Source organism: Amycolatopsis sp. NPDC006131, assembly GCF_040614175.1.
In the GTDB taxonomy this organism is placed as follows: domain Bacteria; phylum Actinomycetota; class Actinomycetes; order Mycobacteriales; family Pseudonocardiaceae; genus Amycolatopsis_E; species Amycolatopsis_E tucumanensis.
On sequence record NZ_JBEXTX010000105.1, the window covers coordinates 1 to 15,294 of the forward strand.

At 74.5% G+C, this 15,294-nt stretch carries 17 protein-coding genes; 14 read left to right on the top strand and 3 right to left on the bottom strand.

The window, feature by feature from the left end; all coding sequences use genetic code 11:
- On the bottom strand, positions 1-545 hold a 545-nt coding region (locus ABZ215_RS35155), incomplete at its 3' end, for a manganese catalase family protein (protein WP_354954682.1).
- A gap of 136 nt (positions 546-681) precedes the next feature.
- On the opposite strand from ABZ215_RS35155, the gene ABZ215_RS35160 reads away from it, so the two are divergent.
- The 11 genes from ABZ215_RS35160 to ABZ215_RS35210 all read left to right on the top strand — a co-directional run bounded on the left by ABZ215_RS35160 (position 682) and on the right by ABZ215_RS35210 (position 12,563).
- On the top strand, positions 682-1,215 hold the full coding sequence (locus tag ABZ215_RS35160; RefSeq protein WP_354954684.1) for a MarR family transcriptional regulator: 534 nt from the start codon (positions 682-684) through the stop codon (positions 1,213-1,215).
- 529 nt (positions 1,216-1,744) lie between these two features.
- On the top strand, positions 1,745-2,566 hold the full coding sequence (locus tag ABZ215_RS35165; RefSeq protein ID WP_354954686.1) for an EamA family transporter: 822 nt from the start codon (positions 1,745-1,747) through the stop codon (positions 2,564-2,566).
- A 52-nt stretch (positions 2,567-2,618) separates the two neighbouring features.
- Positions 2,619-3,557, top strand: coding sequence for an NAD-dependent epimerase/dehydratase family protein (locus tag ABZ215_RS35170; protein WP_354954688.1), 939 nt, complete (start codon positions 2,619-2,621; stop codon positions 3,555-3,557).
- A gap of 60 nt (positions 3,558-3,617) precedes the next feature.
- Positions 3,618-5,246 (top strand): carbamoyltransferase C-terminal domain-containing protein, encoded by a 1,629-nt coding sequence (locus ABZ215_RS35175; RefSeq protein WP_354954690.1) that lies wholly within the window; start codon positions 3,618-3,620, stop codon positions 5,244-5,246.
- The gene (locus ABZ215_RS35180; protein WP_354954692.1) at positions 5,243-6,733 is read left to right on the top strand and encodes an HAD-IIIA family hydrolase; all 1,491 of its coding nucleotides are present in this window, start codon (positions 5,243-5,245) and stop codon (positions 6,731-6,733) included. The genes ABZ215_RS35175 and ABZ215_RS35180 overlap by 4 nt, the downstream gene beginning before the upstream one ends.
- Positions 6,730-7,743 (top strand): glycosyltransferase family 9 protein, encoded by a 1,014-nt coding sequence (locus ABZ215_RS35185; RefSeq protein ID WP_164470613.1) that lies wholly within the window; start codon positions 6,730-6,732, stop codon positions 7,741-7,743. The genes ABZ215_RS35180 and ABZ215_RS35185 overlap by 4 nt, the downstream gene beginning before the upstream one ends.
- Complete coding sequence (locus tag ABZ215_RS35190) at positions 7,740-8,303, top strand: SIS domain-containing protein (RefSeq protein ID WP_354954694.1); 564 nt, start codon at positions 7,740-7,742, stop codon at positions 8,301-8,303. The genes ABZ215_RS35185 and ABZ215_RS35190 overlap by 4 nt, the downstream gene beginning before the upstream one ends.
- On the top strand, positions 8,300-9,661 hold the full coding sequence (rfaE2, locus tag ABZ215_RS35195; protein ID WP_354954696.1) for a D-glycero-beta-D-manno-heptose 1-phosphate adenylyltransferase: 1,362 nt from the start codon (positions 8,300-8,302) through the stop codon (positions 9,659-9,661). Before ABZ215_RS35190 ends, rfaE2 begins: the two co-directional genes overlap by 4 nt.
- A gap of 10 nt (positions 9,662-9,671) precedes the next feature.
- Entirely contained in the window at positions 9,672-10,361 is a 690-nt protein-coding gene (locus ABZ215_RS35200; RefSeq protein WP_020423253.1) for an SDR family oxidoreductase, read from the top strand.
- Positions 10,358-11,302, top strand: a complete 945-nt coding sequence (locus ABZ215_RS35205; RefSeq protein ID WP_237339333.1) for a glycosyltransferase family 9 protein — start codon at positions 10,358-10,360, stop codon at positions 11,300-11,302. The genes ABZ215_RS35200 and ABZ215_RS35205 overlap by 4 nt, the downstream gene beginning before the upstream one ends.
- Position 11,303: 1 nt before the next feature.
- Positions 11,304-12,563 carry a UDP-glucose/GDP-mannose dehydrogenase family protein gene (locus tag ABZ215_RS35210; protein ID WP_354954699.1) on the top strand — a complete coding sequence of 420 codons (1,260 nt, stop codon included), beginning with the start codon at positions 11,304-11,306 and terminating at the stop codon, positions 12,561-12,563.
- 3 nt (positions 12,564-12,566) lie between these two features.
- On the opposite strand, the gene ABZ215_RS35215 is transcribed toward ABZ215_RS35210, so the two are convergent.
- Both ABZ215_RS35215 and ABZ215_RS35220 read right to left on the bottom strand, forming a co-directional pair.
- Positions 12,567-12,941: an STAS domain-containing protein gene (locus ABZ215_RS35215; protein WP_354954701.1), complete on the bottom strand. Its 375-nt coding sequence runs from the start codon at positions 12,939-12,941 to the stop codon at positions 12,567-12,569.
- 320 nt (positions 12,942-13,261) lie between these two features.
- A complete protein-coding gene (locus tag ABZ215_RS35220) occupies positions 13,262-13,642 on the bottom strand; it encodes an ATP-binding protein (protein WP_354954703.1) in 381 nt (126 codons plus the stop codon).
- A gap of 100 nt (positions 13,643-13,742) precedes the next feature.
- On the opposite strand from ABZ215_RS35220, the gene ABZ215_RS35225 reads away from it, so the two are divergent.
- From ABZ215_RS35225 to ABZ215_RS35235, 3 genes are read left to right on the top strand one after another with little or no spacing between them, the layout of a single operon-like run.
- A complete protein-coding gene (locus ABZ215_RS35225; protein WP_020423258.1) occupies positions 13,743-14,300 on the top strand; it encodes a hypothetical protein in 558 nt (185 codons plus the stop codon).
- A complete protein-coding gene (locus ABZ215_RS35230; protein ID WP_020423259.1) occupies positions 14,300-14,560 on the top strand; it encodes a BON domain-containing protein in 261 nt (86 codons plus the stop codon). The genes ABZ215_RS35225 and ABZ215_RS35230 overlap by 1 nt, the downstream gene beginning before the upstream one ends.
- The gene (locus tag ABZ215_RS35235; RefSeq protein ID WP_020423260.1) at positions 14,557-15,273 is read left to right on the top strand and encodes a metallophosphoesterase; all 717 of its coding nucleotides are present in this window, start codon (positions 14,557-14,559) and stop codon (positions 15,271-15,273) included. The genes ABZ215_RS35230 and ABZ215_RS35235 overlap by 4 nt, the downstream gene beginning before the upstream one ends.
- The last annotated feature ends 21 nt before the right edge of the window (positions 15,274-15,294 follow it).

A 15,294-nucleotide genomic window follows, 5' to 3' on the forward strand; every position in this document is an offset into this window, starting at 1 on the left:
TGCACGGTGTCCCGGGCCAGGTTGAACTTCAGCATCTCCTTCACGCCCGGGTCGTCGGTCATGTTGTACAACCGGGCGGTCTGCAGCCGGCCCTGCGCCTCGGCCGCGGCGTTGGCCCGGAAATCGGCCAGCAGGTTTCCGGAGGCGACGATGTACTTGCCGTTCCACGGGGTGCCGTTGGAGTCGGCGGGGACGGCGCCGCCGCCGGAGACGATGGCCTGCTGCGGGTCCATCCCGCCCAGCACTGCGGCCATCACCGGGTCCTTGGCGGCTTCCGCGGTCGCGGTGGCCGGCGCGCCCTCCAGCAGGCGGGCGACCATGGTGGCCAGCATTTCCACGTGACCGATCTCCTCGGTCGCGGTGTCCATGATCAGGTCTTTGTACTTGCCCTCGATGCGGCAGTTCCAGCCCTGGAACAGGTACTGCATGGTCACGGTCATCTCGCCGTAGGCCCCGCCGATGAGCTCCTGCAGCTTGCGCGCGTAGTACGGGTCCGGACGCTCCGGCTTTGCCTCGAACTGCAGCAGTTTCGTGTGTCGGAACACAGAGATCTCCCTTGGAAACGAAGGAAAGTTGCAATTGGGTTGTGCGTGCAGACGGGGGGCTTCCCTCGGGCGGGCGAGTTATTCGCGTTCACCCCGCCGACTTGCGGATCCCACCCCGATGACCTATGCATGAGTCATGCATGAAGAAAGGCTGGCGAATCTACTCGGCGCTCTCGCACTGACGGTCAACGACCTCGCCCTGACCGACGCGACGGCCGCCGCGGGCACGAGCGTGAGCGGATCGGCCGCGCTGGTGGTGCTGTCCACCGCGCCCGGGCTCTCGGTGACCGAGCTGGGGCGGCGGGTCGGCCTGAGCCAGCCGGCCGCCGCGCGGATGGTGGACGCGCTGGAGCGGCGGGGCCTGGTCGAGCGGCGGCCCACCCTCGCGCGGGCGGTCGCCGTGCACCTGACCCCGGCCGGCGCCGAGACCGCGGGGCGGATCCTCGGCCGCCGCGGCGGGCGGCTCGGATCGCTGACGGCGGCGCTCGACGAGCGGGAGCGGGAGGTGTTCGCGGAGCTGGCGGGGAAGCTGCTGACGGCGGCGTACGAGCAACTCCCGGAGGCCGACCGCCTGTGCCGGCTGTGCGACCGCGAGGCGTGCGTGGCGGAGGGAGAGGTGTGCCCGGTGGGGGCGGCCTGCCGGGCGCGGGAGGCCGCTGATGAGGGTTGAGCAGGGGTGGGACGCTCGGCCTGCGCGGGGCAGTGGACCCGAGAACCGTCTGCCAGGTGCGGAAGGCCGCTGCCAGGCAGCGGAGGCGGGGCGGCCGGGTGGCGCGGGCGTTGCCGCGCGCGGGAGGCTGCCGATGTCCGATGAGCAATGCCCTGGTCGGGGGCGATCGGTGGCGCGGCGCCGCTGCGCGTGCTCCCGGTGCCTGGTGGTTTGCGCGGGAGCCGCGGAATCGGCTTCTGGGTGGTCTGCCGTCGCGGGTGGGCTGTCCGGCATTGGAGGCGGGGCGGCCGGGTGGCGCGGGCGTTGCCGTGCGCGGGAGGCCGCTGATGACCGATGAGCAAGGCCCTGGTCCGGCGCGGGCAGTGGCCGCTGCGCGGCGCCGTGGCGCGGGGTGCCCCCGGTGCGTGGTGGCTCCTGCGGGAGCCGGCGCCGCGGAGTCGCGTTCTGGGCAGCCTGGCGGCGGGTCGATGCGCCTGGCCGCCGCGCCTGCTGCCGTCGCGGGCGGTCTGTCCGGCATCGGAGGTCCCTCATGACCGGGGAGCTGCTCGCCCTTGCCTCGGCCGGGTGCTTCGGCGTCACCCACTTCGTCAACGGCGTCGTCGCGCGCCGGGCGCCTGGGCTGACCGTTTCCCTCTACGCGCAGCTCGGCGGCACCCTCGTCACCCTGCTCGTCGCCCTGGTCTGGTCGGCTCCCACGAGCCACGGCATCTGGTGGGGCGCGCTCTCCGGCGCCGGCACGGGGATCGGCGTCGGGTTCCTCTACCGGGCCATGAGCCGGGACGCGCTGAGCGTCGTGGTGCCCGTCAGCGACGTCGGCGCCGTCGCGCTGCCCGTCGTCGCCGGGCTGGCCTTCCTCGGGGAACGGCCCTCGCCCGCGGCGATCGCGGGCATCGTGCTCGCCCTGCCCGCCATCTGGCTCGTCTCCGGCGGCGGGCGTCCCGCCGGGCCGGGCATCCGGGACGCGCTCGTCGCGGGGGCCGGCTTCGCGATCCAGTTCCTCGCCATGAAACCCGTGCCGCTGGACGCCGGGCTCTGGCCGATCGTCGTCAGCCGCGCCGCGTCCGTGGCCGTCATCCTGCCCCTCGTGCTCGGCACGCGCACCCCGCTCGCGCTGCGGCCCCGCCTCGCCTGGCCGGCCGCCGCCGCGGGCGCGCTCGGCAGCGTCGCGATCGTGCTCTACTGGGTCGCCACCCACCAGCAGCTGCTCGCCGTCGCGACCGTCCTGGCCGCCCTCTACCCGGCCATCCCCGTGGTGCTCGCACTGCTCTTCCTGGGTGAACGCCTCAGCCGCAAGCAGACTCTGGGTGTCTGCGGAGCCGCCGCGGCACTCGCCCTGTTAGCCCTGGCGTAGGAGAAGTACCTCCGTAGCGTTTCGAAGTGACTCCGCCGGGTAGGAGGAGTGCGTGCCAGGGCATGCGGTCGTCACGGGTGGAGCGGGCTTCGTCGGCTCCCACCTCTGCGACCGCCTGCTCGCCCGCGGCATGCGCGTCACCTGCGTGGACAACCTGTCCACCGGCCGCGCGGACAACATCGCGCACCTGCGCGGCGACTTCCGCTTCGTCGAGGCCGACGTCGCCCGTGGACTGGACATCACCGGCCACGTGGACCTGGTGCTGCACCTGGCCAGCCCCGCCTCGCCACGCGACTACGAGCGCCTGCCGGTGGAGACGCTGCAGGTCGGCGCGGCGGGCACCAACCAAGCGCTGGACCTCGCGCAGGCCAACGGCGCCCGGTTCGTGCTGGCCTCGACCAGCGAGGTCTACGGCGACCCGCGGGAACACCCGCAGCGCGAAACCTACTGGGGCAACGTGAACCCGGTCGGCCCGCGCAGCGTCTACGACGAGGCCAAACGCTACGCCGAAGCGCTCACCGCGGCCTACCGCCGCGCCCGTGGTGTGAACACCGGCATCGCCCGCATCTTCAACACCTACGGCCCCCGGATGCGGGCCGACGACGGCCGCGCGATCCCGACGTTCATCAAGCAGGTCCTCACCGGCGAGCCGGTCACCATCGCCGGCGAGGGCGCCCAGACCCGCTCCCTGTGCTATGTGGACGACACCGTCGACGGCCTGCTGGCGCTGGCGGACAGCGATTTCCCGGGACCGGTCAACCTCGGCAACCCGCACGAACTCCGCATTCGCGACCTGGTCGGGGAAATCCAGCGGCTGGCAGGCACCAGCGTGCCGGTGCGCGGCATCCCGGCCCCGGTGGACGATCCGCAACGACGCTGCCCCGATATCGCGGTGGCGCAACGGGAATTGGGCTGGCAGCCGAGGGTGGAGCTGCACGAGGGCCTGCGCCGGATACTGGAGTGGTTCACCACCCACCTCAGTCTCGTTTAGACGAGGAGTAGCAGGGGTAGCGCTAAGTAGCAGTGGTAACCGGATGTGGAGGTAACGAGCTTGCGGATCCTCGGGATCAACGCGGTGTTCCACGATCCGGCCGCCGCCCTCGTGGTGGACGGCCGGGTGGTCGCCGCCGCCGAGGAGGAGCGGTTCAGCCGCCGCAAGCACGGCAAGCGCCCGGTCCCGTTCGCCACCTGGGAACTCCCCGAGCAGGCCGCCCGCTGGTGCCTGGCCCAGGCCGGCCTGGAGCCCGCGGACCTGGACGCCGTCGGCTACTCCTACGACCCGGCCCTGGTCGACCACGACCTCGACGGCGTCGACCCGGGCTGGGAGGAGCTGCGCACCACGTACGCGCGCCGCGCGCCGAACTTCCTGAAGACCGCGCTGCCCGGCCTCGACCCGGCGAAGGTGCGGTTCGTCCGCCACCACGTCGCGCACGCCGCGTCCAGCGGGCTGGCCGCGCCGTTCGGCGACGCGGCCGTCCTGGTCGCGGACGGCCGCGGCGAGGCGACGTCCTACCTGGCCGGCGAGTACCGCGACGGCAAGCTGGTCGAGCTGGCCGCGCAACGGCTGCCGCACTCGCTCGGCCTGCGTTACGAGGACCTCACCGAGCACCTCGGGTTCGCCCGCTCCAGCGACGAGTACAAGGTGATGGCCCTTGCCTCGTACGGGAAACCGCGGTTCCGCGACGAGCTGTCCGAGGTGCTCGCCGCGTTGCCGGACGGCGGTTTCCTTGCCGCGCCGGTGGATCTGACCCGGTTCGCGCCGCGCCGTGAACCCGGCGCGGACTTCCGGCCCGAGCACGCCGACCTCGCGGCCAGCGTGCAGCAGCGGCTGGAAGAGGTCCTGCTCGACCTGCTGCGCTGGCTGCACGCCCAGACCGGGCAGTCCAGGCTCACGATGGCCGGCGGCATCGCGCTGAACTGCGTGGCCAACACCCGGCTGCTCGCCGAAGGCCCGTTCGACGAGATCTGGGTGCAGCCCGCCGCGGGCGACGCGGGCACCGCTCTGGGCGCCGCCCTGCACCTCGCCGCGGAACTGGGCGAACCGGCCGCGCCGATGCCGGGCGCCGACCTCGGCCGGGGCTTCACCGACGCGGAGATCCAGCAGGCGCTCGAGACCGCGCGGCTGCCCTACGACCGGCCGGACGACCTCGCCGCCACCGTGGCGCAGGCGCTCGCCGACGACGAGATCGTGGCCTGGTTCCAGGGCCGCGCCGAGTTCGGCCCGCGTGCGCTGGGCCACCGCTCGCTGCTCGCGCACCCCGGCCACCGGCGCAACCTGGAACGCCTCAACGACGTCAAGGGCCGCGAGCAGTTCCGCCCGGTCGCGCCCATGGTCCTCGCCGACCGGGCTCGGGAGCTGTTCGAGCGCGGCCCGGTGCCCAGTCCGCACATGCTGTTCGTGCACGACGTCCGTCCGGAGTGGAGGGACCGCATCCCGGCGGTGACCCATGTGGACGGTACCGCGCGGATCCAGACGGTGGACCCGGCCGACGAGCCGCTGGTCGCGCGGATGCTCGACGAGTTCGCCGCCCGCACCGGCATTCCCGTCGTCGTCAACACCAGCCTCAACACCGCGGGCCGCCCGATGGTCGACTCGCCCCGCGACGCGCTGGAGTGCTTCGGCTCCAGCCCCATCGACCTGCTCGCCATCGGCCCGTTCGTGGTGCGGAGGCCGGCATGACGGCCTACACCGTGGTTGTCCCGACGACCGGCCGGGACAGCCTCCGGGCACTGCTGTCCGCGCTCGGCCACGGCATCGGACCGGGACCGGCGGAGGTCATCGTCGTCGACGACCGCCCCGAGCCCGGCGACCTGCCGCTGCCCGACACGAACCTGAAGGTGCGCGTGCTGCGCTCCGGCGGCCGCGGCCCGGCCGCGGCGCGCAACGTGGGCTGGCGCGCCGCCGACACCGAGTGGATCGCGTTCCTCGACGACGACGTCCGCACCACCGCCGACTGGCCGTCCCGGCTGGTGACCGACCTGGAGTCGCTGGCTCCCGACGTGGCCGCCTCGCAGGGCCGGATCGTGGTGCCCGGGCCGACCGGCGGCCGCCGCCCCACCGATCTGGAACGGGACACCGCCGGGCTCGCCACCGCGGAGTGGATCACCGCGGACATGGCCTACCGGCGCGCGGTTCTCGCCGCCGTGGGCGGTTTCGACGAGCGGTTCCCGCGAGCCTTCCGCGAGGACGCCGACCTCGCGCTGCGCGTCCGACAGGCCGGGTGGCGGCTGGAGCACGGCACCCGCCGGACCCTGCATCCCGCGCGGCACGGCGATTTCTTCGCCAGCGTGCGCGCGCAGCGGGGCAACGCCGACAACGCGCTGATGCGCCGCAAATTCGGTCCACAGTGGAGGGAACTGTCCGCGGCCGGTCCCGGCCGTCTCGGCCGCCACGCGCTCACCACCCTCAGCGGCGCGGCCGCGCTCGCGTTCGCCGCCGCCCGCCGCAACACCCCGGCCGCCTTCGCGGGCATCGCGTGGCTCGGCCTCACCGCGGAGTTCGCGCTGCGCCGCATCCTGCCCGGGCCGAAGACGGCGGACGAGCTGGCGAAGATGACTGTCACGAGCGTGCTGATCCCGCCCGTCGCGGTGGCCCACCGGCTCACCGGCGAGGTGCGGGTCCGCCGCCCGCGCCCGGTCGCCAAGGCGATCCTGTTCGACCGCGACGACACCCTCATCCACGACGAGCCCTACAACAACGACCCGGACAAGGTGCGCCCCGTGCCGGGCGCCGAGGACGTGCTGCGCCGCCTGCGCGCCGCCGGCGTCCCGGTGGGCGTGGTGAGCAACCAGTCCGGCGTGGCCCGCGGGCTGATCACCCCGGACGAGCTGGCCGCGGTGAACGCCCGCGTCGAGGAGCTGCTCGGGCCGTTCGGCACCTGGCAGGTGTGCGTGCACGCCGACGGCGACGGCTGCTGCTGCCGCAAGCCCAAGCCCGGCCTGGTGACACGCGCCGCGCTGGCACTGGGGGTGCGGCCCGAGGACTGCGTGGTCATCGGGGACATCGGCGCCGACATCGAGGCCGCCCGCGCCGCGGGCGCGCGGGCTGTCCTGGTGCCGACCCCGCGCACGCGGGCCGCGGAGATCGAAGCCGCGCGGCGGGACGCGCTGGTGGCGGGTGACCTGGCCGAGGCGGTCGGGCTGGCGATGGGGGACCGGAAGTGGTGAGGTCACGGGTTCTGGTGGCGCGGCTGGACAACGCGGGCGATGTCCTGCTGTCCGGGCCGCTGGTGCGCGCCGTCGCGGCGGAGGCCGACACGGTCACGTTCCTGGCCGGGCCGCACGGGCGCGCGGCCGCCGAACTGCTGCCCGGCGTCGACGAGGTGGTCGAGTGGTGCGCGCCGTGGATCGACCCGCAGCCGCCCGCGGCGACGCCCGCCCACCTGGCCGAACTGCGCGCGCACATCCGCGCGGCGCAACCGGATGCGGCGCTGATCGTCACGTCGTTCCACCAGTCGCCGCTGCCGCTCGCGCTGGTCCTGCGCGAGTGCGGGGTGCCGTGGATCGGCGCCATCTGCGAGGACTACCCGGGATCCCTGCTGGACCTGCGGCACCGTGTCGAGGGCGACCCGCCGGAGGCCGAACGTGCCCTGTCGCTGGCGCGGGCCGCCGGGTTCGAGCTGCCGCCCGGCGACGACGGGCGGCTGGCCGTGCGCGAGCCCCTGCCGGACGTGTCCGGCCTGGTCGGCGAACCCGGCTACGTCGTGGTGCACCCGGCGGCGTCGGTGCCCGCCCGGCAGTACCCCGCCGAGCACAACGCGGAGGTCGTCCGGCTGCTCGCCGAATCCGGGTACCGGGTCGTCGTCACCGGCGCCCCGTCCGAACGGGACCTGACCGCCCGGGTCGCCGGTGACCACGGCCTGGACCTGGCGGGGAAGACCGACCTGCACGGCCTCGCGGCCGTGCTCGCCGGGGCGCGCGTGACCGTCGCCCCGAACACCGGGCCCGCGCACCTGGCCGCGGCCGTCGGCACCCCCGTGGTGTCGCTGTTCGCGCCGGTGGTGCCTGCCGCGCGGTGGGCGCCCTACGGGGTGCCGCTCGTCCTGCTCGGCGATCAGGACGCCCCCTGCCGTGACACCCGGGCCCGGACCTGTCCGGTGCCCGGCCACCCGTGCCTGGACCGGGTTCCGCCCGAGGAAGTCCTGCGGGCCGTGGAGAAACTAGGAGGTGCAGCGTGATCGAAGAGCGGTTCGCGGCGTTGGCCGCGACCATGCGGGACCTGACCGCGCTGGCGCCGAGGATCGAGGCGTGGGGTCGTCACCTCGCCGAGGTGCTCGGGGCCGGCGGACGGCTGCTCGCCTGCGGCAACGGCGGCAGCGCCGCCGAGGCCCAGCACCTGACCGGCGAGCTCGTCGGCCGGTTCGTCAACGACCGGCAGCCGCTGTCGGCGATCGCCCTGCACGCCGACACCTCGGCGGCCACGGCGATCGTGAACGACTACGGCGACCAGGAGGTGTTCGCGCGGCAGGTGCGCGCGCACGGCCGCCCCGGCGACGTGCTGATGGCGCTGTCCACCAGCGGCCGCAGCCAGAACGTGTGCGCCGCGGCGAAGACGGCGCACGAACTGGGCATGACGACGTGGGCGCTGACCGGCCCCGGCCCGAACGCGCTGTCCTCGGTCAGCGACGACGCGGTGATGATCGACGCGCCGAGCACCGGCACCGTGCAGGAGGCGCACCTCGCGGTGATCCACGGCCTGTGCGCCGCGCTGGACGAGGCGCTGGGAGTGCCCTCGTGACCGGCCCGCTGGTGGTGGTCGGCGACACGCTGCTCGACATCGACGTGGACGGCAACGCCGACCGGCTGTGCCCGGAGGCGCCGGTGCCGGTCGTCGACGTCGGGCGCGAATGGCACCGTCCCGGCGGCGCCGGGCTCGCCGCCCGCCTGGCCGCCCGGTCCGCGGCGGACGTCGTGCTGGTCACGGCGCTCGGCGCGGACGAGGGCGGGGCGCGGCTGGCCCGGCTGCTCGCCGGCGAGGTCGAGCTGTGCGCGCTGCCGCTGGAGGGCGAAACCGTCCGCAAGACCCGCATCCGCGCGGCCGGGCAGTCGGTCGTGCGACTGGACCACGGCGACGGGCGCGCCGCGCACGAGCCGCTGGACGAGCGCACGGTGGCTGTGCTGCGTGAGGCGTCCGCGATCCTCGTCGCCGACTACGGGCGCGGCGTGGCGAGCCACCCGCAGATCCGGGAGCTGCTGGCCGCGACCGACGCGCCGGTCGTGTGGGACCCGCACCCGCGCGGCGGCCCGCCGGTGCCCGGCGCCGCGCTGGTCACCCCGAACGACAGCGAGGCCGCCAAGTTCGCCGGCGAGCCCGGCACACCAGAGGAGCTGGCCGAGCGGCTGCGGGCCGAATGGGCGGCCGAGGCGGTCGCGGTGACCGTCGGCTCCAAGGGTGCCGTCCTCGCCGACGGCACCGGCACGCGGACCATCCCGGTGCCCAACGCCGCCCGCGTCCCGGCGAGCGTCCGGCCGGACACCTGCGGCGCGGGCGACCGGTTCGCCAGCGCCGTCACCGCGGCGCTGTTCGAGGGCGCCGCATTGCCGAACGCCGTGGCTTCCGCGGTCGAGTCGGCGGCCCGGTTCGTCGCCGCGGGCGCGGCCACCGCGCTGTCCGAGCCCGCCGAACCGATCCGCCCGCCCGAGGGACTGACCGGCTTCGAGCTGGCCGAGCGGGTCCGGCGCCGTGGCGGCCGGGTCGTCGCCACCGGCGGGTGCTTCGACATCCTGCACCCCGGTCACGTGACCCTGCTGCGGCGCGCCCGCGAGCTGGGCGACGCGCTGATCGTGTGCGTCAACTCCGACGAGTCGGTGCGCAGGCTGAAGGGACCGGGCCGCCCGGTCGTGACCGCCGCCGACCGGGTGCGCGTGCTCAGCGCGCTGGAGTCCGTCGACGCCGTCGTGGTGTTCGAGGAGTCCTCCCCGGTCGAGGTGCTGCGCACGCTGCGGCCCGACGTCTGGGTCAAGGGCGGCGACTACGAGGGCGCCGACCTCCCCGAGGCCGAGGTGATCCGTGAGAACGGCGGCAAGGTCGTGCTCGTGCCGACCGTCGAGGGCTACTCCACCACGCGGCTCATCGAGACCGTGTCCAACGGATAGAAGGGGAGACATGGCTGCATCGCCAGGCAAGGTACTGATCACCGGGGGCGCGTCCGGGCTGGGCGCGGCGACCGTCAAGGCGGTCGCGGACGCCGGCGGGACCCCGCTGGTGCTCGACCGCAAGCCCCCGGTCGCCGGGGTGCCCTACGTGCCGGTCGACCTCACCGACACCGCGGAGACCGAGCGGGCCGTCGCGGAGCTGGCCGAGCAGGCCGGCGGGCTGGACGCGGTGTTCACCGCCGCGGGCATCGACTTCCCGGGCAAGCTGACCGACGTGTCCACAGAGGACTGGGAGCGCGTCGTCAAGGTCAACCTGTTCGGCACCGCCGCCGTGGTGCGCGCCGCGCTGCCGTACCTGGAGCGCTCGCGCGGCAAGGTCGTCACCGTGGCGTCCACCCTGGGCATCAAGGCGGTCAGCGACGCCACCGCCTACTGCGCGTCGAAGTGGGGCGTCGTCGGCTTCACTCGCGCGCTGGCCGCGGAGACCGCCGGCCGCATCGGCGTCACCATGCTGGTGCCCGGCGGCATGCACACCGCGTTCTTCGACTCCCGCGACGAGCAGTACAAGCCGCCCGCGGACGCGAAGCTGAACAATCCGGAGAACGTGGCGCAGACCGTGCTGTTCGCGCTGTCCCAGCCGGCCGGCTGCGAGGTGCGCGAACTGGTCGTGGCGCACTCCGAGGAGGGCTCCTGGCCGTGACCGGCGACGTCCTGGTGCTGCGGGCGCTCGGGGTGGGCGACCTCCTGGTCGCCGTCCCGGCGCTGCGCGGCCTGCGGGCCGCGTTCCCGGACGCGCGGATCACCCTCGCCGCGCCCGCGGCGCTGGACGAGCTGGCCGCGCTCACCGGCGCGGTCGACCGGGTGCTACCCACGACCGGCCTCGGCGCGCTGCGCTGGACCGGCGCGCCGCCCGCCCTGGCGGTCAACCTGCACGGCAGCGGCCCGGAGAGCGTGACGGATCTGCTGGCCGCGCGGCCGGACCGGCTGCTGGCCCACCGGCACCCGGACTTCCCGGATCTGGACGGCCCGGACTGGCGGGAGGACCAGCACGAGGTGCTGCGCTGGTGCCGGATGCTCGCGTTCCACGGCATCGCGGCCGACCGGCACGACCTCGGACTTGCCCGGCCCGGGGTGCCGAGCCCGGCGGCGGACGCGGTCGTCGTGCACCCCGGCGCGGCGTTCGGGTCACGGCGCTGGCCGCCCCGGCGCTTCGCCGAGGTGGCGCGCGAGTTCTCCCGCGCTGGTCACCGCGTCGTGGTGACCGGTAGCGCCGCGGAACGGGACCTCGCGGGAGACCTCGCGGCCGCCGCCGGCCTCGGCGGGGACGCGGTGCTGGCCGGGCGCACCGGTCTGACCGAGCTGGCCGCCCTCGTGGCCGGGGCGCGGCTGGTGATCAGCGGCGACACCGGGGTCGGCCACCTGGCCACCGCCTACGGCACCCCGTCGGTGCTGCTGTTCGGCCCGACCCCGCCGTGGCGGTGGGGGCCGCCGCCGGGCACCGAGGACCGGCACGTCGTTCTGTGGGCGGGGGAGGAGGGCGACCCGTTCGCCGACACCCCGGCCGCCGGGCTGCTGCGCATCACCGTCGACGAGGTCGTCGCCGCGGGCCGGAAGGTGCTGCGGCCGGTGGCGGAGGTGTGACGTGGCGGCCGTCGGGGTCGCCGGGGCCGGCTACGTCGGCCTGACGACCGCAGCCTGCCTCGCCGGGCTCGGCCACGACGTGACGTGCGCCGAGGTCGATCAGTCCAAAGTGGATCAGCTGTCCCGCGGCGAGGTTGCGCTGGGCGAGCCGGACCTGGCCCCGCTCGTGCGGGACGGGCTGGCCGCCGGGCGGCTGCGGTTCACCGCGGACCCCGGCGCGCTCGACGGACGGGAGTTCGTGTTCGCCTGCGTGCCCACCCCGGCGGGGCCGGACGGCGCGGCGGATCTCGGCGCGGTCGAGGCCGTCCTCGCGGCGCTCCACCCGGGCCCCGACACCGTGCTGGTGGTCAAGTCGACCGTGCCGGTCGGCACCTGCGCCCGCATCGCGGAGACCGCCGGGATCCCGGTGGTGAGCAACCCGGAGTTCCTGCGCGAAGGCCACGCGGTGCACGACTTCCGCCACCCGGACCGGATCGTGCTCGGCGGCGAGGAACCCGCGGTGGCGCGGGTCGCGGCGCTCTACGCGGACCTGGGCGCGCCGGTGGTGCGGACCGACCACGCCAGCGCCGAACTGGGCAAGTACGCGAGCAACGCGTTCCTGGCCCTGAAGCTGTCGTACGTGAACCTGCTGGCCCGGCTGTGCGAGCGCACCGGCGCCGACATCGACGCCGTCACCCGCACGATGAGCCTGGACGAGCGGATCGGGCCGCACTTCCTGCACCCCGGCCCCGGCTGGGGTGGGTCGTGCCTGCCCAAGGACACCAGGGCACTGGTGGCGACCGGCGCCGCGGCCGGGGTGGACCTGACCGTCCTGCGGTCCGCGATCGAGGCGAACGACCGGCAGCACGACCACGTGGTCGCGCGGATCCTCCAGGCCGCCGGCGGGCGGCTGGACGGGGTGCGGATCGGGCTGTTCGGGCTGACGTTCAAGGCGGGCACCCACGACCTGCGGGACTCGCCCGCGCTGGCCGTCGCCACCCGGCTCGCCGCGGCGGGCGCCGTGCTGACCGGCTACGACCCGGGCGTGACCGGCGGCGACCAGGCCGGGCCCGTCCAGCGCGTGGACGACCCGGTCCTGGCCGCCAAGGGCGCCAGGGTGCTGGTGGTGCTGACCGAGTGGCCGGAGTTCGGCGGGCTCGACTGGAGCCAGCTGGCGGCCGTCGCCGAGGGCGACGCCGTGGTGGACACCCGGGGCGTGCTCGATCCCGCGGCGCTGCGGGGGAGCGGGCTGCGCTGCCTGCGGCTCGGGCACCCGGAGTGACGGTCAGTGCGCGACGGGTGCGCCCTGCGTGAGGTGGCGGGCGGCCACGGTGACGCTGGGGAAGAGCGGCAACTGCTCGTGCAGGCCGGTGACCTCCAGCGGGCGGACCACCACCCGGTGGCTGCCTGCCAGTGCCCACCGCACGGAGCGCCGTGCGGCGGCCTCGTCGGCGTCGACCAGGGCCTGCAGGCCGGCCGAGCCGAGGAAGGTGACCGATTCGAGGTCGACGACGAACGTGCGGCCGTCGTCCACGCAGCGGGTCAGGAAGTCGCGCAGCGCGGGCGCCGCGGCGAGGTCGAGTTCACCGGTGAGGCGGGCCAGCCGGATGCCGTCGGCGCGGTCGGTGAGGTCTATGCGGAGTTCGTGAGCTTCGTACACGGGAGTCTCCCCGGGTTGTGGTGAGCACAGCGGGGAAAGCCACACACGCGTCCAAGTGTTCGAAGAGTCGACATTCGAAAGCTCAAGGGCCGGGTGTGTCGTTCCCCGGCACGGCTGGTCACTCAACCGCTCCCCACCGACCGTACGGACCAGCTGGCCGCGTTGGCAACCCGGGTCATCCGGTTAGCGATGTTTCGCCGCGGGTACCCAGTGCGCGTCGGCACGACGGCGAGCCGCCCCCGGCCGCCGCCTGGGTCGTCTGGTGGTGGGTGCACGGGCGGTGCGGGACAGCGGTGGTCCCGCACCGCCCGGTCCGCCGCTCACCGCACGGTCGCCCACACGGTCTTGCCGCCGGCCGGCTCCCGGTCGCACCCCCACTGTTCGGACGTCTGCGCGACCAGCAGCAGCCCCAGTCCCGGCGGGTGACCGCTTTCCCGGATGACCGCCTCATGGGGGTCGTCGTCGGTGACCTTGACCGTCAGCTGGTCCCCCTTCAGCTGGTCCCGGTGCAGCTCCAGGCCCAGCCGGGGCGTCGCGCGGGTGTGCCGCAGCGTGTTCTCCACCAGCTCCGTGACGATCACGACCGCGTCCGGCACGAGCCCGGGCACCCGCCACTTCGCGCACACCTCCGCGGTGAAACGGCGTGCCCGCCGCGCCGCGTCCAGTGTCCTGGGCAGCCTCAGCTCGGTACTGCGGCGCATCGCGCTCCCAACCCTCGCGGACGGAACGGGACATACCCGGAGGCCGGGGCGCGAAACCCGCGTCGTTTTGCCCCGGTCGGGCACGGGTACCCGGCGGGGCATGGACGAGCAGTCGTTGCTGCGCACGCTGACCAAGGTGGTCACCACGCTGACGGCTCGGGAGATCCCGTTCACGGTGTCCGGCGGCTGCGCGGTCTACGCCAGGGGCGGGCCACCGTCCGACCACGACGTCGACGTCTTCCTCAAGGAGGAGGACGTGCCCGCCGCGCGCGCGGCGCTGGTCGCGGAGGGCATGCGGCCGGAGGACCCGCCGGAGGACTGGCTCAGCAAGGTCTGGGACGGCGACGTGCTGGTCGACCTGATCTTCCGGCCCAACTACCGCGCCGTCACCGACGAGACGCTGAGCCGCTCCGACGTGATGCGGGTCGGCCCGACCATGGCGCCGGTCCTGAACGGCACCGACATCATGATCGACAAGCTGCTCGTCCTCGACGCGCACCGCTGCGATTTCGCCCCGCTCCTGCACATCGCGCGCGACCTGCGGGAACAGGTGGACTGGGAGCGGGTGGCGAAGGAGACCGGCGAGTCCCCCTACGCGAAGGCGTTCCTGACGTTGCTGGACTCGCTGGACGTCGTCGAGCTCGAAGGAACCGCGTGATGACAACCGAGCACGAGACACCCCAATACCGCGCGGCCCACCTGCGCCGCGCGCTGGCCGAGGACCCCCGGACGGCCGAGATGGGCGTCCGGGTCAACGTCCGCGGCGACGACGTGCACCTGTCCGGGGAAGTGACCTGCGACGAGCGGCGCGCCGAGCTGGAGAACGTGCTGCACGAGGTCGCGCCCGGCCTGCGGGTGCACAACGACGTGCGGGTGGCCGACACCCGCGAACCGGCCCGGAGGGAGGACCTGCGGTGATCCGCGTGGCGGCGGTCGGGGACGTCCACCTCGGCGAGGACGCGCGGGGCCTGCTGCGCCCCGCCCTGGAACACCTCGGCGACCTGGCCGACGTGCTGCTGCTGGCAGGCGACCTGACCCGGCACGGCGCGCTGGAGGAGGCCGAGGTGGTCGCCGACGAGTTCAGCGGCCTGGACCGGCCGGTCGTGGCCGTGCTGGGCAACCACGACTACCACAGCGACCGGCAGGACGACATCACCAAGCTGCTCGAAGACCACGGCATCCAGGTGCTGGAGGGCGCCTCGACCCGGCTGGAGGTCGACGGGCAGACCCTCGGCGTCGCCGGGGTGAAGGGCTTCGGCGGCGGGTTCGCGGGCAAGTGCGCCAGCGCGTTCGGCGAGCGGGAGATGAAGGCGTTCGTCGAACACAGCATCGAACGGGCGGACGCGCTGCGCCGCGCGATGCTGGAGCTCGACGACGTCGACTACCGGGTCGCGCTCACCCACTACTCGCCCATCCCGGAGACCCTGCGCGGCGAGCCGCCGGAGATCTACCCGTTCCTCGGCGCCTACCAGCTCGGCGAGGTCATCGACGAATGCGGCGCCGACCTGGCCCTGCACGGCCACGCGCACTTCGGCTGCGAACAGGGCGTGACCCCGGGCGGGGTGCGGGTGCGCAACGTGGCCCAGCCGGTCATCCGCAGCGCCTACGCCACCTACGGGTTAGGGGCTTGATTCACCGGTGTGATCGGGAGC

Bases quoted from the DNA above. Each gene is read 5' to 3' on its own strand.
- ABZ215_RS35160 (WP_354954684.1), top strand. From the start codon at position 682: ATGCATGAAGAAAGGCTGGCGAATCTACTCGGCGCTCTCGCACTGACG.
- ABZ215_RS35165 (WP_354954686.1), top strand. From the start codon at position 1,745: ATGACCGGGGAGCTGCTCGCCCTTGCCTCGGCCGGGTGCTTCGGCGTC.
- ABZ215_RS35180 (WP_354954692.1), top strand. From the start codon at position 5,243: ATGACGGCCTACACCGTGGTTGTCCCGACGACCGGCCGGGACAGCCTC.
- ABZ215_RS35200 (WP_020423253.1), top strand. From the start codon at position 9,672: ATGGCTGCATCGCCAGGCAAGGTACTGATCACCGGGGGCGCGTCCGGG.
- ABZ215_RS35220 (WP_354954703.1), bottom strand. From the start codon at position 13,642: ATGCGCCGCAGTACCGAGCTGAGGCTGCCCAGGACACTGGACGCGGCG.
- ABZ215_RS35225 (WP_020423258.1), top strand. From the start codon at position 13,743: ATGGACGAGCAGTCGTTGCTGCGCACGCTGACCAAGGTGGTCACCACG.
- ABZ215_RS35230 (WP_020423259.1), top strand. From the start codon at position 14,300: ATGACAACCGAGCACGAGACACCCCAATACCGCGCGGCCCACCTGCGC.